The following is an 18458-nucleotide window of genomic DNA, read 5'->3' on the forward strand; positions in this document are numbered from 1 at the left end:
TGGTCCCTACTAATGTTCCGCGTTGGATGAGCGGTCTTATTGTTCTGCAGGAATCGGCTGGTGCTCCGGCTCGGCATGTTCAAACACCTGCCCCAGGTCGCGCGCGTCGAAAGTCTGCCCACAGACCGGGCAGTGGATGAGGTGTTTCGATTCGTCGTCCACGGGGCCAGCGTGCGGCTTGCCCTTGTATCCGGTCGCGATGTTATCGGTCCTGATCCGTTTCATGTCAGAGCCAACTGGCGCTGGCGTGGCAATCGTCAAGGGCTAGAAGGCCCGGCCGGCGCGCATGATGGCACGCGCGATCGCGAGCTGCGCCTCGACCTTGGCGTTTTCCTTTTGCGTCATGTTGTCGGCGGCGATAAGCCGGCGTAGCGAGCGCATGATCTCTCCTCGCGTCCAGCCAGCCTCGAGCATGCAATCAACGATCGCCTGAAAGCCGGGCTCCATCGCCTCCTGGCAATCGATCTCCCGATCGCCGTATTCGCCTTGTCGTCTTGGCGGTCTGACCATCCCGGCTTCCTCATATATATCGATATATATCGCTCGCCCTCGGCGCGGTGCTCGAAACAGAACCAGTGCGATGATTGCCTCGGCTTAGCGAAGCCCCATCCCGCATTCTTGCCACAGCCGGGATGCTCACACTGATGGTGTTGCATGCCGGGGCGGGTGGCGGGCTCCATTGCACCGGGAAGGCGGATTTCGTCGCTCAAAGCAATGTGCCCTGTGCTGTTGCCTGCGGCACCTTGATCTGCGTGGCCGGCTTCTCGACGATCAGAAGTGCATCATCCGGTGCCGTTCGCTGTAGCCGTTTTGCTTCCGACCATGGGGCGGTAAGCCACGTTTCGGTTTCCTCTTGCGTGGTCAGGATCACTGGCATCGCCTTTTCGTGGATAGGCGCGATCAGGGCGTTCGGCTTCGTGGTCATGAAACCATAGACCTCATGATCGCCAGGGCCTTCCTTGACCTTGCGCACACCATGCCAGCGCGTCCACAGGCCGGCGAAGAAGAACAGCGGGCGATCTCCATTGAGCGCGAACCAATAGTTCCGCTGAATGCCGCCCGTTTCGGGGTGTTGTCCGGCGTCTCCTTGTGGTCGAGGTATTCGATCTTCTCATATGCCTGCTTTGACATCGGCCTCTAGCCGGTTTTGAATTTGGGTCCGATCGGCCGGAACGTTGTCCGTCGCCGTCGAAAAAGCTGTCGCCGCCGCTCTCGATCAGACCATCAAGTCTTCGGCCTCGCGCATTCATCTCTCTTAAAGGACAGTTTGTCAGACCCATGCACGGCCGTTTTCTGGACGATGAGGCCGCCCTTCGCAGTTTCAGCGCAGACAGCTTGGAGCCGTTCGCCGTTCGAATGGCAGGCGGACAATACCGTTAGTGTTTGATCCAACTGAATTCCTGCAAACTACCGAGAAAAATCGGTATGCGAGGGCTTGGGCTTGACGCGCTTATCCAGGCATCAGAAATCGGCCTCGCCCAAACAATGAATCAGCGCACTGAAGCTATCGCCTTGGTAGGTGCCGTGACGTCGGAGGTCCTTAAGGTGCGTAGATATTTCGGCGTTCACCATCCCTGCGGGCAAACCGTCAGCCAAATACAAGCTCCGGCAGAACCGCTTCCCAGACATCTCGGTGAAGGTGCACCCGGAACTCTTCCAGATTATCGAACTTGCGCCTGCGCACGATGGCACCGACCTCGCCGCGTAGGAAGCTGAGGCCTTCGGGAGGCGACCAGCTTCTGGCCATGCGTCCGAGGGCCTGCCCTTGTTTGTCCTGTATCATCCAGAGCGTGCCATCGCGCGCGATCTGAATCGGATCTCCTGCTTTCGCCGCGGAGATGGCGGCGAGGGAGAGATGGCCCGGCCTGAGACGCCCTGCCCATGACAGGTCCACGGTCTTAAGGTTCGGCACCTGGTACAGCGCTGTCGGAAGAGCGACGCCGTCGGCGACAGCGGGCGCGGCTCGGCGCAGCACATGCTTTTTGTCCTGCTGGACGAACGGATGCTGCCCTTGAGCAATGATCGCGAGGCTGCGTCGCGCCCGGGTCATGGCGACATAGAACAGGCGACGCGGCGCATCGGGGTCCTCGCCTTTGGAAGGATTGTCCCAACCGCCATTCAGGATGATGACATCCTCGAATTCCAGACCTTTCGATCGATGCGCCGTCAGCAGCAGCAGCGCGCGCTGATCGCTGCGGGCATCATTGGCCCACTCAGCGAACCACTCGACAAGGTCCGGCACGGGCATGGTCTTCTTCGCAAGCTCCTTCGCAAGCGCGGCGATGCCTTCGGCGATCAGATCCGTCCAGCGGTTGGAAGGTATCGCGTTCAGCATATCCACCAGATCACGGACGGCCAGCAGACGCGTATTATCGCGGCGCAGTGTGTCGATGAACTGCAGCATCTCGCGCAGGCGCCAGATGCTGGGCATGCTCTCGTTAGCCATCTCCACCGGAATGCCAATCGATTCGGCATAGGCGCGCACCGGAGCCAGCCGCCGCCAGTCGCGCGCGATGATCGCGGCGCGCGACCAGCTCCACTCAGGATCAAGGCGCGAAAGCCGGACGAGCTCATCCACTGCGGCCATGGCCTGCGCCATGTCACCGGCTCGGCAGTCCAGCACCTGCACTCGCCCTCGCGCAACCGGATCAAGCGCCGCCATGTCGCCGCCGGGCGGCGCGTCGCTACGATTGCGATCTATGGCAATGTCGTGTCCCGCTTTCATACGGTCAGCGGCTGGCGCAATGCCTGCGTTGGCCGCCGCAATGATATGTCCTGTCGAGCGGTAATTCTCGACCAGGAACTGCGGTCGTGCACGATAGTCGGCCTCGAACTGCCGGATGAAACGGATGGACGCCCCGGCGAAGGCGTAGATGTTCTGATCGTCATCGCCCACCGCAAAAAGGCTGAGCTGAAGGTCCGGATCGTCCAGTGAGCGGCCCGCAACGGCCGAGATCAGCGCGTATTCCTCAGAGCCGATGTCCTGATACTCGTCCACCAGAATCCAGCGATGACCTTGGATCAGGGTGTCGCGTTGTGCCTCCGCCTCGGGCTTGCTGAGCCCTTCGCCGTTCAACTGACGCACGGCTTCCATGACGATCCCGTCGAAGTCGTGCGTCGTCTCGTTCGCAGTTCCGGCAAAGCTCGCTCCCACCAGTCGCATCGCGAGGGCGTGGCATGTGGATATCGTCACTGCATTCGCATCATCGCCGATCAGGTGGCGCAGCCGGATGCGTATCTCTGCGGCGGCATGACGGTTGTAAGTCAGCACGAGGATGCCGCGCGGATCCTCGCGACGGACCCGGATCAGATAGGCAATGCGGTGCACCAGAACGCGCGTCTTGCCCGAACCCGGTCCTGCCAGGACCAGGACGCTGGTCTGTTCGCGGTCGTCGGCGACGATCTCTTGCTGAACTGGGTTCTTCAGTGCCTCGACGATCGCTTTCCAGGAGGTGCCGGTGGTTTGACGCCGGATTTCCCCGCCCTTTCCGGGCATCCAGCGGCGCAGGAAGGCGTCGCGCTCCAGCACGAAGTAGTCCTCGGACAGCCGCAGCGCCTGATCCATCGCGGCAAGGCCCTTTTCGGCGTAGGCCGCCATTGCATGGGTCTGGATCGTCTGCTCGGCGTAGTGTTCCTCGAGGGGTACAAAATCTTTCACGGTGAACTGGCCGCCCGAAGGGTTCAAATGGACCGTCATCGCCTGCCGGAAGATCGTCAGCCCCTTGCCTAGCGTTACCACCTCCTGCTCGTGCAGCCACAGAAGTGCGCGGTCCATCAGCTTGGTCATGTCCTGAATGCCGCTGCCGCGCAGTAGGGCGTCTCCGGTCAGGGTGGCGAGCAGATCGCCCATGGTGGTTTCGACCTGGATGTCCTTGCCGCGGCTGCCCTTCGGCAGCTTGCCCAGAAAATGCCCCAGCAACAGTTCTGCGCCCTGCCGCCGCAGGCTTGCCGTCTGTTCCAGTGCCTGCCAGGTCCGTTGCAGCGTCACCATCAATGTGTTGCGCGAAGCCTTGCGCAGCCGCAGATTGCCCTTGCCACCATCCTGATCGCGCCCGTCACGGCCCATGCCGCGCAGCAGCTTTTCCACGATGTCGGGTCGCACTGCGCTGTGCCCCTGATTGCGGAGCGCCTGACAGGTTTCGGCCAGATGCAGAGGAATTCCTCCGGCACCTTCGGCATCGGGGGCGGCCTCGCGCATCAGGGTGATCAGCGCGGTTTCAAGCCGTGTGGCCTGCGTCAGACGTTGCTGCGAATGACCCTCGACGGCGACGTGGATAAAGACCGTGACCACGACGTCGTTGCGGGCGATCCCGAGCGCCTCGAGATCGGCCATCGCCTTGATTAGCATAACCCCTGTTAATCCGCTGATCCCGGCCAGCTCATCGGTGGAAATGCCCTGATCGGGGGACGCGTTCATCAGGTGGCGGGTGATATCCAGAAGCTGCTTGCGACGGGTGCCAGTGATCGCGGCCTTGGCCAGGATCGCTTCGACTTCTTCCAGGTTGCGGATCCTAAGGGATGAGGGGAAGACCTGAACCCGGTTCTCCTCGCGGCGCAGCAGCATGGCCTCTTCCAGCCAGGACACCGCAGTCTTCACCCTGGTATCGTCGGTGGTGCTGTCGCGTTCGAACTCCTGATCGCGTTCGGCTCGTACGACTTCGCCCGAGGTGGCGACCACGGTGCCGGTCTTCTTCGTCCGCTCGTCCAGCCGCCGCAGGGCCTTGAGGATCGCGCCGATTTCGTGCCGGGCCAGGCGCGAGCGGGCCGAAAGTGAGAACTGACGCTCGACATCCTCAGCGGCGAAGAGCAGCACGCAATTGGCAAGCGCGCCATCGCGGCCCGCCCGCCCGGCTTCCTGCAGGTAGTTCTCCAATGAGCCCGGAACGTCACCATGCACGACCAGCCGGATATCGGGCTTGTCGATCCCCATGCCGAAAGCGTTTGTCGCGGCGATGATGCGCAGTTCGCCGATGCGGAAGCGTTCCTGAATGTCACGCTTTTCCTCGGGCGTCAGACCGGCGTGGAACCGTTCCGCCGACAGACCCTGCTGTTTGAGGAAATCGGCGACGCGTTGCGTCTCACTGCGGGTGGCACAGTAGACCACCGCACCCGAAGCGCCGTCCTGTGGCAGCTTGGCTCCGATCACGTCGAGGATATCGGCCAGCTTGGTGCCGCGCTGTGTCCGCCGGACCTCGAAGCTGAGATTGGTGCGCACCGCGCCGCCGTCCAGCAGCATCAGTTCGCGCTCTAGACGTGATTGGAAATGGTCGCGGATGTCGCGCACCACTTCGGGCTTGGCGGTGGCGGTCAGACAAAGCACCGGGGCAGCAGCTTCATCCCCTACGGATTCCTTGATGAAGCGGCTGATATAGCGGTAGTCGGGCCGAAAATCGTGGCCCCATTTCGACACGCAATGCGCCTCGTCCAGCACCCAGAGTCCGATTTCACGCTGTGCCAGAACCGAGCGGACCGAGTTGCTGCGCAATTGCTCGGGCGAGATCAGCAGCATTGCCGCCTCGCCCATACGCACACGGTCCAGCGCATCCTGCCGCTCGGGCATCGACAGCATTCCGTTGACGGTTACGGCCGAGGAAATGCCCGCCCGCGCCATGCCCTGCACCTGATCGGCCATCAGCGCGACCAGCGGCGAGACTACCACGGTCAGCGCGCCGGTCTTGTCGAACTTCGACAGGGCGGGAATTTGGTAGCAGACCGATTTGCCGGTGCCGGTCGGCAAAATGCCAAGGATGCTCGCCCCACGCATCGCCTCATCGACGATTCGCTCCTGCAGGGGGCGGCCCATGTCGTCCACCGGCTGCGCGCGGAAGGCATTGAACCCGAACCAGCGCGACAGCGCGCGGACCGGGTCGTTTTTCTCGCTGCACCAGGCGCAATCCGGGCTTTCGCAATTGGTATCGCGCAGGTGCCGCACGATCAGTGCAGCCTCGCGGAATTGCGCCCGCACCCAGGGCGGCATGACGGAATCTCCGCCCGCGACCAGGATCCAGGACAAAGCATAGGCCATGGGCCATCCGAGCTGCGGGTTCGAAAGGCGGCTCAGCGTCTGCTCGACCCGCCTCTCGCAGGCACGCCCCGCCAGCAGCCGGGAAATCGCTTCTCTCGCCGCAAGAGGACCCGGCGCGGGAGCGCCCCGAACCTCCTGGAACACTGCGTCGAACCCACCCGGGTTTTCCATTCTCGTAATAAGGAAATGAAAGGCTGCTACGGCATCGGGCTGGTCGGCATTCTGCTGCGTCAAAGCCGCCAGTTGATTGCGCAGCACCTGAAACACCAGTCGCGCGTCCATTTCCGGATCGTTGATGTGGCCCGCTTGCAGGCGCCCGTCATGGTAGTGCTTGACTAAGTGGTGGTAGGGATTGCGCGGAAATGCGAGCGGATTGAGCCATAGGGTGTCGATCGGCGATCGAAAAATATTCACGAGTCCAGGCCGCAATGCGACCAGATGAGGCAAGTCATGTCGAATGATGTTGTGGCCGAGCAGATGTTCGGCCGCGGCTGACTCTGCTCCCAGACGGTCAAGGGCCGCATCGAGATCGCGTTTCTTTGCGAGGATTGAGGGACGAGCGTCGTCACGCACCGCCGCAAAAGCGAAGATGGTAGCGGTTGCAGGATCCACTTCCAGATCGACCGAAACGCAACGCTGCAAAAAGGGTTGGAAAGGCTCAGTCATGTTGCAACGCTGTACTCACGGGATGAAACGGTTAGCGATCTTGGTCGCGCTCGACGAAAGGTCAACGTTCAACTTGAGCCACAAAGACGTTGCCCGACAGCCACCTATCCAGCTCAGTTCAACAACGCGACCCGTAACTGAGCAGGTTATCGACTAATCCTGATTATGCTTCACAGAGGGTAATGTGCGCCTGATCGCGCAGCGACAACCATCCGAGAAGCCAAATGCCGCAATCCGGGAGCTATAGCACACGGTGCTTTGATGCCTAGAGGTGCCGCCAAGGGTTGAGGAGCCTGAAGATTTGAATTGCTCGCTACGACTGATGGGATTGAGAAAGTCGCGCGAACTCGCTGCCCGAGGTCTATTGCGAGCCCAAGCGCGCCATAGTTTCTGACAGTGGCAGCTTTTGGGCAACGACAGCAGAGCGACTACTGACCGACTTGAGGCGCATTGCCGCCGGCAGCCTTGGGCGGAAGCGGTCCGGCAGCTTCGGAACTCGAAGCCTCAAAACGGACGTATAGGTCGGCCCGAGCATCGTCGTGACGTGGATCCAATCCAGCCATTGCGAGCGTGCGATCTGAATGGATGGGAAGCTGGCGTGCACCAAGCTGGACATCGCGTCTCGCCACCTGCCGCCGTTTGGCAGCCTTTGCGCCTGACTTCCGCATCAGGTAAACAGTTGAACTGGAGGGGAAAACTTGGAGCTGACGAGGTTCTGGATTTATGTACTTATGGGATAGGGTTTCGGCTTTACATTCCGTACGCGCGCCATAGGCTATCTTCCCGATTGTACACGAAAAATCCTAGGGGGAGTGGCATGACGACTGCTTTGCCGGAAGTCGACCAGAACATTTGGGGCGTCAGGGCCCTAGTCGACCGTACCCCGATCGTCTTGGTCAGCGCGTTATACCTATTGGTGGCAACACGACGGGGCGACCAGATATCCGCGCTGTTCGACTACACCACCATCCCCCACACGGTTTTGATCGTAGCGATAGCGATCTTGTCCGGCGTCGTCCTCCTCTCGCAAGTCCAACGGGGAAACGCCGTCTGGAGGGTCGTCGATGCCCTGTTATTCTCGCTGCCTTCGATCCTTCTAGTCGTCGCGTTTCATGAATTCGATAGGGCGGCCACGTATGTCGCGTGCGTGGGAGCGCTAATCTCAATAGCAGTATGTTTCCGTCTCCAGGGTATTGTAGACGCCAACTGGAAGATTGCGGGTGTCGTAGCCCTGGTGACCATTCTTCTTTGGCTCAGCCTATTCATTGCAGTCCGCAGTTTACCCATCACATTCCCGAGGGAGTTCGGAAGCGTCGCTCTGACGCTCACTTTCGTTGCCTTCGTCGCGGTTTTCTTCCAACTGGCTCTGCGGTATCCCGCGCTGGGCATCCCGATCGTGGCGTTGCTGTGCTACCTCTTCCTTTTTCAGGAGCGCCCGCATCAGATCGAGCAATCCGATCTCACCAACAATGGCTCGAACGAAGAAGACTGGACCGGGGGGCGCGCCTCGGTTTCGCTTCAGCAGGCGTTCGCAGTCTGGCTGGCGAGTCGGAACGATCTCAGTACCTACCGCGACAGCGGTAATCCCTATCCGGTCTTCCTCGTCACCTCAGAGGGCGGCGGCGGATACGCAGCCGCCCACGCGGATCTATTCCTCTCCAAAGTTCAGAAGCGCTGCCCGAACTTTGCGCAGCATGTGTTCGCGCTGGTCGGGGTATCGGGAGGCTCGGTCGGAAACTCGACCTTCTGGGCAGGGCTAACCGACGAAGTAAACCTGTCCGAGTCTAAAGGCTGCACAGAAGTGGCCGGAGACCCTCGCGCCATTGACCGACTTTCCACAGACAACCTATCTCCAGTCCTGGCGGCGCTCTATTTCAAAGACTTTCCGAATAAGTTCTGGTCTATCTTCGGGGAACGCGACCGTGCGGACGCGCTCAGAGCCTCGCTTGTCGAGTCGATCGGCATTTCGCCGGACAAGACGAACCCGTTCTATTGGCAGCACCACTGGACCGAAGGTCCCAGCGATGTCTGGACAATGAGCGATAAGCCGGCTGTCATCGACGTCGCGACAAATCTCGTATCCGGGAAGCGCTATGTTTTTGCGCCGTTTGCGTTCAGCTTCCCGAAAGACAGATTCGAGGAAAGCCTGCTTGATTTAAACTGGACGGGACCTGACGAGGTGGGACCGCGGAGCTCCGACATCCGGTTCATGGACGCGGCTATCGCTAGCGCGAGCTTCCCTTATGTTACCCCGAGCCGGGTTATCTCCGGCAGGTTGTTGGAGCAGTTGGCTCTTGTCGACGGAGGATACATCGACAATTCAGGGGCGGAGACGGCCCGCGACATTCTGGCGGAACTGCAAACGCCTAGCATCGACTTCGACGGTGCTACGATCACCGCGCTCAAGCCGCCGCGGTCTTTCAAGGCACCTTCTCCCGAGCCCGATTGCCAAGATCCCCCGCGCTACGAACCCGTAGCAAATCCCGGGCCGCCGTCGGAAGCCGTCGAGACGTGCGGGATCAAATTCAACGTCCATGTCATCGCCATCCGGGCCGAGGTGCCCTATAACCGCGGCGTTTCCGCTCAGAATTTTTTTCTGGACCCCATCACCTCTATTCTCAATGCCCGCTCCCGTCGCGGCGAGACAGCCAGGTACGCACTGCTTTCTCAGTTGTGCGGGAGTTACAACTGTGCGCCGCAGGTCGAACTTGCGTCAGACTGGGGTTTGCATGAAAGTGTCATTAGAACCGACGACTTAACCCTCCCCTTGGGCTGGTTCCTTCCAAAAGAACGGGTCGCGCGGCTTGCCCAAATGGTCGCCCCAAAGTCCACTGAGGTCCTCGATGTACCGGAAATCTATCATAACGTCGGCATGAATTCTGTCATTGCCTGGCAGAGCGACATCTTCTCGAATATGTCGAAGAACCCCCAAAGCATGGCAGCGATCGAAGAGGTTTTGAAGAACCCTACAAAGTAAGGTCGTCCGCGAACCGCCGCGAACAAGCCATGCAATTTGTTTTGCCGCCACACATGTCCATTTTGGCTCGAATTGGGAAGTTTGGAACGGGGACTGCTATGCCGCAAGGAGACCGCGAGGCTGTCCGCGGCTATCGCGGCCGTATGCCGTCGTTCCGCTTGAAGCAGACGAACATGGGAAAGCGGTCATTCCACCATCGCCGCAATGACGGTCGCCAGCATGTCGGACCCCCAGACCCCGGTCTGCTGCTTTCGCTGGGGAGCCAAAAGGGGCAGAATGTGTCAGCAGCGCTCTAACGTGATGCCGCACTAACACATACGACCGCATTCAGCTCGAGACGCTCTTCTCGTTCCTGGTGAGACTCGGATCCGGATCAACCCATGGAAGGGGGACCAACAACAACCATCGACGGGACTTCTCGCCGGGTAATTTTACGCCCACGAGTTCGCCAAAAAACTAGTTTTGGAAAAGCAAGCCGCCTCAGGCCAACATCAACCTAGGGACTTCCCAAAAACCGGAGGGGTTTTTGGGCTCATGTCACCTAGTGTGTAACTCCACTCCGTGGGAAGGATCTATTCGTCGATTAGTTCTTGAATTTAGAAGGCAGCACATCTGAAAAGCGTAGCAGGTCAAGGGGGAACACGTGGCAAAAGCAGAACATGTAGAGTGGGTCAAAGATGGCCACTCGGCTTGGAATGACCGCCGTCGGCTGGTGAAATTCAGCCCCGACCTTTCGGGGTTGAATTTTCGCGAGGCTATTCCCGAATGGTATAGTGGCGGGACGCGATCAGATTTCTTTAGGCGGTTCAATTTTTCCGACGCCAACCTCAGGGAGGCCAATTTTGCTGGCTTCGATTTTTCGAGATCAAAGTTTGAAGGCGCTGATCTCTCTGGCGCAGACCTAACCGAAGCCACCTTCAATAGCGCAAAATTCAACCGAGCGGACCTTTCGCGAGTCAGAGCGCAGGGAGCCCACTTTGTTCATGCAAATTTTGCCGGAGCACGATTTGAAAATGCACAACTAGAAGACGCAAATTTCGCTGGGGCGATCATCGAACGGCTTTCAATACCGCAAGCTCAGAGGCAGAGCGTCCTCGCGTCCGTTGACAAGATTGACGATTTCGTCCTCGACGGATGGGCGGGCAAGACTTACTCGCGGCCGCGCCTGGAGATGCAAAACCCTGCAGAAAGCAAAGAGCCGACCTACCAGGTACTCTATGCAACAAATCGAAATCTCCTTCGAACGGGGACCAACATTTCGTTCGGCTCCGAACGCAACACCGCTCTCTCTTACGGGTCGTGTGAGGTCTTCGTTCCCAAGTCGCACAAGGTAGGATCTATTGGTTCGCCATTCTGGAAACGGCTGCTCAAGGGTGATGACCGCCTGAAAATTAGGAATCTTGTCCTTCTCGACGATGAGCTTCACTGGCAAGTCGTGCGCGACAACTTCTCGACGTCAAAGGGCGCTTCCCCGCCGACTATTCTAATCCATGGCTACAACAATAAGTTTGAAACAGCCGTGCTTTGGGCTGCCCAAATTGGGCTCGATCTTGGCCTCGAACGCGGAGTAAGCTTGTTCAGTTGGCCTTCGAAGGGAACGTTGAAAGGGTACGCTGCCGATGAGGCAGCCGTGGAAGCGAGCAAATATGTGTTGGTCGAATACCTATTGAGGTACCTGAAAAACGCGAGAGGTGTCGGTGTGAACGTCATCGCGCACAGCATGGGCTGCCGCTGCTTAGTAGGCGCCCTTGAAATCATCGGATTCCAGCAGCCGGACAAATTAAACGGCATCAATCAGATCATAGTGGCAGCTGCGGACGTAGACCAAGATGTGATGACGAACGTCGGTCCGCACATTATTCTTAACTCCGGACGTACCACATCGTACGTTTGCGGCGGGGATGTCGCGCTGTCTGCTTCAGGATGGCTTCACGATTACGCGCGGGTTGGCCTACTACCTCCGATATTTCTGTTCGACAAGATCGATACCGTCGAGGTTGAAAAGACGGACCTCCTCGGATGGGGGCACGGCTACGTAGCCGAGGCGAAGCCAATTTTGAACGATATTTTCCAAATCATAACGCACTCTGCGGCCCCCGAAAAAAGGTTCTCACTGAAACCGGCAAGTGCGAGTTCGTCAGCCCATTGGAAGTTGATTGACTAGAAACCACCGTCCGCGTCAGGGGCAAAACGCGAAAATGGGTAAGTGCAAGAAGTGCGGTGCAGTACCGCAATCTTGGCAAGGAGGTCGCTACGCACCCCTGTTGCATCTCCCAACCCGGAGCGAATCCGGCGCATAGAACTTCTACGGCACCATTGAAACGTCCGCCGTTTAATCGCGCTTATGGAATGGCCTTTCTGTAACTTCCGCCTGACAGACGACCGGTCACTTCCGGAAGCGTTCGCCACTCCCAATAACTGGAGCGCCCGGCCACGAGCCTTGGTCGGCTGGTTAGATCGGGTCGCTAAGACTGCTTTTTTATGACAGTAAATTTGATCGGATGACCGGGAGGAGGCGCGAGGCTGACGGCCGGATCTACAACCCACGACCGGCAGCGGCCCCAGGCCGTTAAGGCTGAAAGTTCCTTTTTGGGTCTGCGCAGACCTCTCCAGCCCTCGGCTCTTTGTGGCTTCCAAGGTTGATGTTTATGAGCGCGCCGCCACTATCAAACCAGATAGCCGGTTCGACCGCCGCACGGATATCCGTTGTCATCCTTGTGCTGGTTCAAGGCAATGGTTGGCGCTGAACGCTTGAAGCGCTTCTGACAGTACGGACATTCGACCGTGTACGACGGAGCCAGCCCGAAACCCCTGATGCGCATTGCGGTAGGCTTCCTAGGGCGCATTGCCCTTGGCGGTTTGGCCGAGAATGGATTCCCGAAATAGTCCTTGTGCGATGCCTCTCCAGCTTTAGAAAGCTCGATCGGAAAGCGCGGCTCAAACGTTCTGTCAGTCAATTCGAGTGTCTGAATCTTGTGGTGGAAGAAGGTCTTCATCCCTGGGCCGCTGGCTGCGCCACCGGTCAAGTCCCAGACGTAGAAATATTCCGAGGCAGGTTTGTTTTGCGGACGTTTGTACGAAAGGGCGTACGGCTCGATGTCCCGGCCGCGGCCATCATAGACCACTCGCATGATACGCTTACCGGCACCAGCCTCCAGTATGAGGTTGCGCAACTCCGCCGGATAGAACGGCTCGTGTCCCCAATGCTCATCAGCGACACTCCCGAAAATGTCCTCGATCGCGACCTTGAAACCCTCCGCCGCCTGATCGAAGTCGATCCGCCCCTTCAACGGTGAGATGTACTTGCTCCACGCGGCGCGAAAGAACGCCATCGGGAGCCCAAGCAGAATGCCCTTAGCGGCTCCCGGGCTGGGCTCAAAAATCGTCTTCTGCAGAAAGGTTCGGAGCACCTGCGTACGGTTGATCTCGACAGAGCGATCGAAGAACGCCGCATACACAAGATCGTAAAGGTCGAAGGAATGTCGCCTCTGGATGAGGCATTTCAGTTTGTTCGCGATCAGCTCTTCTAGCGACATGCATCGAAGCTCGATGACACAGTCGCTCCTGTCAGAGTAGGGATGTATCAGAGGGCGTGTCACGGTCGGCAGGTAAACACGGTCATACTCCGTTACGTCGAGCCGCACCGAGATCGAAATCTCGCTGGCTTCTCCGTAGAAGTCCTGAAAGTAGATACGGCCTTTGAATGATTGCCTTTGCTCGTCAATCATCCGGTCAGGCTTGAAGCTGGTTCTACCGAGATCGAAGGAAACGCCGCTCACCTCCTGCGCGACGCGGCAGGCGCTGTTGATTTCATCCTGAAAGCGCTGCGGATCGATGGTTGCCTGTACTGAGAAGTCCAAATCCCCGGAATAACGTATGTGGGGATAATAGGCCTTTCGCATGCAGTTTCCGCCCTTGAAGATCAAGAGTCGGCCAAGATACGCGTTCTCAAAGAAGCATTTCAGCAGCCAGCCGAAGACATAGTCGCGCTCGACGTTTGCGACATGCACCCCCATCTGCTCGGCTTGTGAGTCAATCTCGTCGTCATCAATCATCAGGCATCGCCTTTTCAAGGTTGCCCAATATAGTGTGAGTCGTGGCAGCCGAGCACTTTTTACGGACGCGTCCCCACTTTGCACAGGCTTGGTCGCAGCGAAGTCTAGTAGGGGCATCCTATGCTGCGCGTGCGCATCTAGATTCGTGATGCCGAGACGCAACACCAGCTGATCCTGAGCGTCCGCTCTTTGCGCAACCGCGACCTCCGGACTGGTCGCAACAATGTCTGCTGTCAGGGGTGTAAGCAACGATCACCTCAACGGCCGATAATGCGGCGCAAAGCCGACATGCCGGAAAGGGTCCGGCTCGTCGCCGTTTGGGCTTCACTCGTCCACAAGTGCTCGCTGAAAGCACTTCTCGGTCGCACACACGTCTAGCCAAGTTGAACGGCTTGTGAGCGGGCTCGCTAGCAACTATTTATTCTGAAAAGTGGGAGGGGCTTATGCCGAAAATGAATTGGAATGACTTCGTAGAGAAGCATAAAACGGGGCACGGGCTCGGCGTACGCTCTCGGCTAAAGCTGCCGCTGGTCAACGCTCAGGGAAAGAAGCCCGAAACTGTGGCCAACGTTCTTCAGAAAACAGTAAAATTATCAACGACGGCTGACTGGGCAGTTATACCCGAAAAAAAACCCGCGAAGGCGGGAGGGGGCACATTTTACCACTTTATCTTCGCGGTCCCGCAGGATGTTATGGCGGCCATTAAAGCCATTTCCGGCGGCACAGCCGCCAAAATTTCGGACAAGTCTGCAAGGCCGTTCGTCACCTACAAATCTATCGGTGAGCTTATGCCAATCGGATACGAAAGACTGAGCGCAGCGATTGCAAAGGCCGCCAAGCCGAAGAAGGCCGAATAGCGCGGCACCCCCTAGCGTGACTTGCAAGTTTTGCAGCGCCGCCTGCATCAGGTCTGGCACAATGGCTCTCCGGAGAGAAAAATCCTATTATGGCTACTTCAGTGAGCCTTGAAATCAAGAAACGTAAACGCACCAAGACTCGGGACGAGCTGCTCAGTGTGCTTTCCCAATTCAGCGACATCCAGGCGCTTCAGCTCTTGTGGGCATTGAATGTGCTCCAGCTCGACTGTCCGACAGAGCTGCGGCCGGATTTGCGACCTTATCTAAGATATCCGCCGCCAGCAGCAAAAGCTCGTTTAGGCGACAAGGCGTTTGCTCTTAAGTGGGAAATCGAGAACCTGCTTCTTCTGATGCTGTCGAACCCTAAAACCAGGGAAAACATTATTCCAGACCGATTCTTCGAGTTCGATACCGCCTGCATCCTACTAAACCTCTACAAGAAGGCCGAGGAAGCCGAGAACAAGATTCTTATCACCGAACAGAACATAATCTCTGAGATGCAGCGCTACGCCCATAAGCAATTTTTGTGGCAGCGGGAGTTTTTTCAGCCCGAACGCATTTACCGCTATTATTACGTTTACGGGCAGGGAAACTGCGCCACCTACTTCGAACAGAAGTATGGGCTGACGATGGAAGAGTTCGCGCTTTCCTGCATCGGACTGTACATGAAGATGCTGCAGTCGGCGTGGGAACCAGTCCCAGGCTTAGGGGGTGTAAAGGAGTTACGCACGGAGGTTATCGACCTCACCATGAATATCATCTCAAAGGAGCTGGTGGATCTGCGGACCGATACAGCCAAGCGGATCTACGAGGTGGCCGATAAATACTCTTCCAAGCTCAGCTATCTCCCGAGCAGCCTGCGGCACTATCCAATCATCACCTCTAAAAAGAATGGCAACCGAATTATCGCGCCGTTGCCGCAGCTTATCATGCTTCGGGCAACGTCAGGCCTTTACTACGACTTTGCCGACGGACCACAAACACTGATCGAGGAGGCCAACTCCCGCTTCGAGCAATACGCGAAGGAGCTTATCGAAGCGCGTTGCCCGCGCTTCAGCGTGTCTCGCGAGAAGACCTTTGGCCCCAAGAAGGCTAGGATGAAAACGCCTGACCTGCTCTTGATGGAGAACGATCAAATCAAAGTGGTTTTTGAATGCAAGGCGACCAAGCTCACGTTCGCCGCCCAATTCGCGGACAACCAATACGCCGAGGCGCCAACGGCATTCAACCAGATTGCCAAAGGCATGTCTCAGCTTTGGAAATTCTTTAGCCGAGCGCGTCGGGGGATTTATGCCGAGGAGACCGTAAGCCCCGATGTCTATGGCGTTATCCTGACGATGGACAATTGGTTCAATCTGACAGGAACCCAGCTCCCGGAGCTTCGGAAGAAGGCGGCGCAGCTAGCGGCCGACGAGCCAGGCATTGCCCCCGAGGACATGCGGGAAGTGGTGTTCTGCTCGATTGAGGAGTTGGACGACGTATTGGCGGTTTCCACTGAGGACGAGTTCTTGGAAACGCTTCGCAAAAGCCAGCTTCCGGAGCACCATGGTTGGCAGCTGCCGGTGGTCCGAAATCCTGGCTGGGCGCTGAATCTAGAACGGAAAGCCTATCCGTTCAATGTAGCCGACGTTTTGCCGCTATGGAACGTTATTGGCCGGTAGTGGGTGGCGCGGTTCATGACAACCTCCGGGATGGCGGATTCTATACCGTCACCTCAAGGCGACAGGTTGGAAAGGCCATCACGGAAGTTCGCTATATTCGAAACCATGTCGCGCATTGCAATGCCGGCACGAGAGCGAATTTTGTGAAGCTGGTCAGGCGATACTGCGGCGCCAAAGTCCCAGCGATCACGGCGGGCAACATGCTGGTCTCGCCCCGGGTATCGAAACCGCCATTGCTAGAGTCCCACATCACCCACGCACGCGTAAATGATAAAGGATCTCGTGCGGGGCTAGGTCTCGGGCGTGCTTCGGATGATTTCCTCTAGCCGCTGCATGCGCATTGCATGCAGCCGGTCAATTAGTGTCGGCCGTTGAACGGTCGACATATATTTTTGCACGAAGGCTTTTTGGGTATCCGCAGATCCAAAGACATAGTTGTCCGCGCTTTCGACCAAGAAGCGATTCATCTTCGTGACCATAGTGTGCTGGTTGTTTTCTTTCTTCATCTGCTCGGCCAGTCGGCGGTCGTGAACGGCGAGAAATATTAAGCGAGGGCCAATCGGCATCATGAGGTGTGAATCGGGCTTCCCAAACAGGTTCGTATAAATTACGGGCTGGTCCGACGTTAGCAATTCGTGCCTGGCCCGATCCATGGTCAAAATCGACCAATGCATGGCCGCGATAGAACGTGTCACACCCTGGTGACCCATGACTTTGCGTCCGACCGCCATCGCTCCTTGCTCAAACAAAGGATTGTCAGTGGTCTCTAGATATTCTCTCAGCGTTTCAGGGTCGGTCGGGGCTTTGGTTTGCCTGTAACCGGCCTCCAATCCCGCGATGGACATTATCCAATCGCCTTTGACGTATTTCTTGATCTTGGCAATGTCTTCGGGCATGCGCGCAAGCAGGGTATTTACAAACCCCGCCCAGGCCATGCGTTGCTTCGGAGAAAATAATTTCGCCGCCTTTGGATCTTTCATCACCCGTAGTGCATCGGCAGCCTTACTATCCACGGGCGACAAAAATGCCGTTTCGAATTCAACAGCAGCTGTACCGGACACGCCCTTGAGCGCGTATAATCGGTCAATCCATCCGGTGCCACGAGGATGGGTGCGGCGAGGTTTGACGATATCGCCATGTAGCTTTTTGAATTCGACCAATCTGCCGTCGGCGTTTGCCCACTGCTTGAGGTAGAATACTGGGAGGAAATGGTGTTTCTTGCGTTCGGCCACGCCCCGGTTTACAACGGTTTGCGGTCCTTAGGCCACATCTAGCAGGTGTCAGTATTTGGCCAACACGTTCGGCGAGGAACGAAGGTCACCAACGGGTCATTCAACGCTGGATAGCGAGGAAGATCCGGTTTGAGAGAAAAATCGGCGCCGGAAAGGCGGCATCGGGTCATGACTTTCCTTTGGCCTCCCTTCAGGGATGGTCTGCCGGGGGTCGGATCCTGCCGGTCATCGCGTGTACCAAGCATCATGTGTTGATGCCCTGTGATGCAAGGGGTCTTCTAACGTCGAGGGCATGTGATCGGTGCGGTTATATAGTCGGGCCTTGCTGTTGCGGCGTATCCGGCGCAACTCTTCGCAAAAAATCTGATATCACGAAATGCTTGCTGAGAGGCTTGTCGACTACGAAAGAGGTGCAGACTGGCGAGACCGGCGACAAGTTAGTTCATGAGGTCCTTTTCCACGGCTCGCACGGTAGCAATTAATCCGATTTCAATATTCGGTTCGGCTGAGGATGGCGCGGAAGTCGGCCGCGGAGAGATGCGGCTTAGTCGCTTTAACTCGGGAGGTCGCTAGCCACCTTTTCTTACTATTTGGTTGAGATTTGGTTGAGAAGAGTCCAACGACCTGTGTCGTTGTCCAGACTTCTGTGTCGTCCGACAATCAATCGCCACCCGACAGGATTCGAACCCGTGACCTCTGCCTTCGGAGGGCACAAGCGTTTAGACATCCAAACTTGAGTGCAATCCTCCATGTGGTGCATATGGTGTGGCCATTTATCTGCCCGGCCGGAAGCAGTTTGGTCGGTGTGAGTCTTGGATGCTTTTGCAGCGCTAGTGCGCGATGCGCACCTAACCATCCGACTTCAGCAGATGCTTACAGGAACCCTGCGGACTGCAGCCCAATTTCCGGCGAGGCTGATCAACATTGCTGGCTTGCTGCCAAATTCAGCTTCTATGTACACAATGGTTGGGAACCGTCGTTTGAC

General features: G+C 57.7%; 9 protein-coding genes and 1 pseudogene. 4 read left to right on the forward strand and 6 right to left on the reverse strand.

The window, feature by feature from the left end:
* Positions 1-36 precede the first annotated feature (36 nt).
* The 4 genes and pseudogenes from EOB36_RS03685 to EOB36_RS03700 form a co-directional block, all read right to left on the reverse strand.
* Positions 37-225: a hypothetical protein gene (locus tag EOB36_RS03685; protein ID WP_128284314.1), complete on the reverse strand. Its 189-nt coding sequence runs from the start codon at positions 223-225 to the stop codon at positions 37-39.
* A 39-nt stretch (positions 226-264) separates the two neighbouring features.
* Entirely contained in the window at positions 265-510 is a 246-nt protein-coding gene (locus EOB36_RS03690) for a hypothetical protein (RefSeq protein ID WP_128284315.1), read from the reverse strand.
* A 196-nt stretch (positions 511-706) separates the two neighbouring features.
* A pseudogene (locus EOB36_RS03695) lies at positions 707-1069 on the reverse strand (SOS response-associated peptidase family protein); the annotation flags it as partial.
* A 519-nt stretch (positions 1070-1588) separates the two neighbouring features.
* Positions 1589-6691, reverse strand: a complete 5103-nt coding sequence (locus tag EOB36_RS03700) for a RecQ family ATP-dependent DNA helicase (RefSeq protein WP_128284316.1) — start codon at positions 6689-6691, stop codon at positions 1589-1591.
* An 817-nt stretch (positions 6692-7508) separates the two neighbouring features.
* Here EOB36_RS03700 and EOB36_RS03705 point away from each other — a divergent pair.
* Together EOB36_RS03705 and EOB36_RS03710 are read left to right on the forward strand one after the other, a co-directional pair.
* Positions 7509-9668: a patatin-like phospholipase family protein gene (locus tag EOB36_RS03705; protein WP_128284317.1), complete on the forward strand. Its 2160-nt coding sequence runs from the start codon at positions 7509-7511 to the stop codon at positions 9666-9668.
* A gap of 643 nt (positions 9669-10311) precedes the next feature.
* A complete protein-coding gene (locus EOB36_RS03710) occupies positions 10312-11832 on the forward strand; it encodes an alpha/beta hydrolase (RefSeq protein WP_128284318.1) in 1521 nt (506 codons plus the stop codon).
* Positions 11833-12334: 502 nt separating this feature from the next.
* Here EOB36_RS03710 and EOB36_RS03715 read toward each other — a convergent pair.
* Positions 12335-13723, reverse strand: a complete 1389-nt coding sequence (locus EOB36_RS03715) for a nucleotidyl transferase AbiEii/AbiGii toxin family protein (RefSeq protein WP_164897446.1) — start codon at positions 13721-13723, stop codon at positions 12335-12337.
* Between the two features lie 443 nt (positions 13724-14166).
* Between EOB36_RS03715 and EOB36_RS03720 the strand changes: the two genes are divergently transcribed.
* Both EOB36_RS03720 and EOB36_RS03725 read left to right on the forward strand, forming a co-directional pair.
* Positions 14167-14580, forward strand: coding sequence for a hypothetical protein (locus tag EOB36_RS03720; protein WP_128284320.1), 414 nt, complete (start codon positions 14167-14169; stop codon positions 14578-14580).
* A gap of 101 nt (positions 14581-14681) precedes the next feature.
* On the forward strand, positions 14682-16241 hold the full coding sequence (locus tag EOB36_RS03725; RefSeq protein WP_128284321.1) for a hypothetical protein: 1560 nt from the start codon (positions 14682-14684) through the stop codon (positions 16239-16241).
* Between the two features lie 290 nt (positions 16242-16531).
* Here the strand turns inward: EOB36_RS03725 and EOB36_RS03730 are convergent, their stop codons facing one another.
* Positions 16532-17473 carry a DUF4238 domain-containing protein gene (locus tag EOB36_RS03730; RefSeq protein ID WP_128284322.1) on the reverse strand — a complete coding sequence of 314 codons (942 nt, stop codon included), beginning with the start codon at positions 17471-17473 and terminating at the stop codon, positions 16532-16534.
* Positions 17474-18458: the final 985 nt, after the last annotated feature.

Source organism: Mesorhizobium sp. M6A.T.Cr.TU.017.01.1.1 (assembly GCF_004023115.1).
GTDB classification, from domain to species: Bacteria; Pseudomonadota; Alphaproteobacteria; order Rhizobiales; family Rhizobiaceae; genus Mesorhizobium; species Mesorhizobium mediterraneum.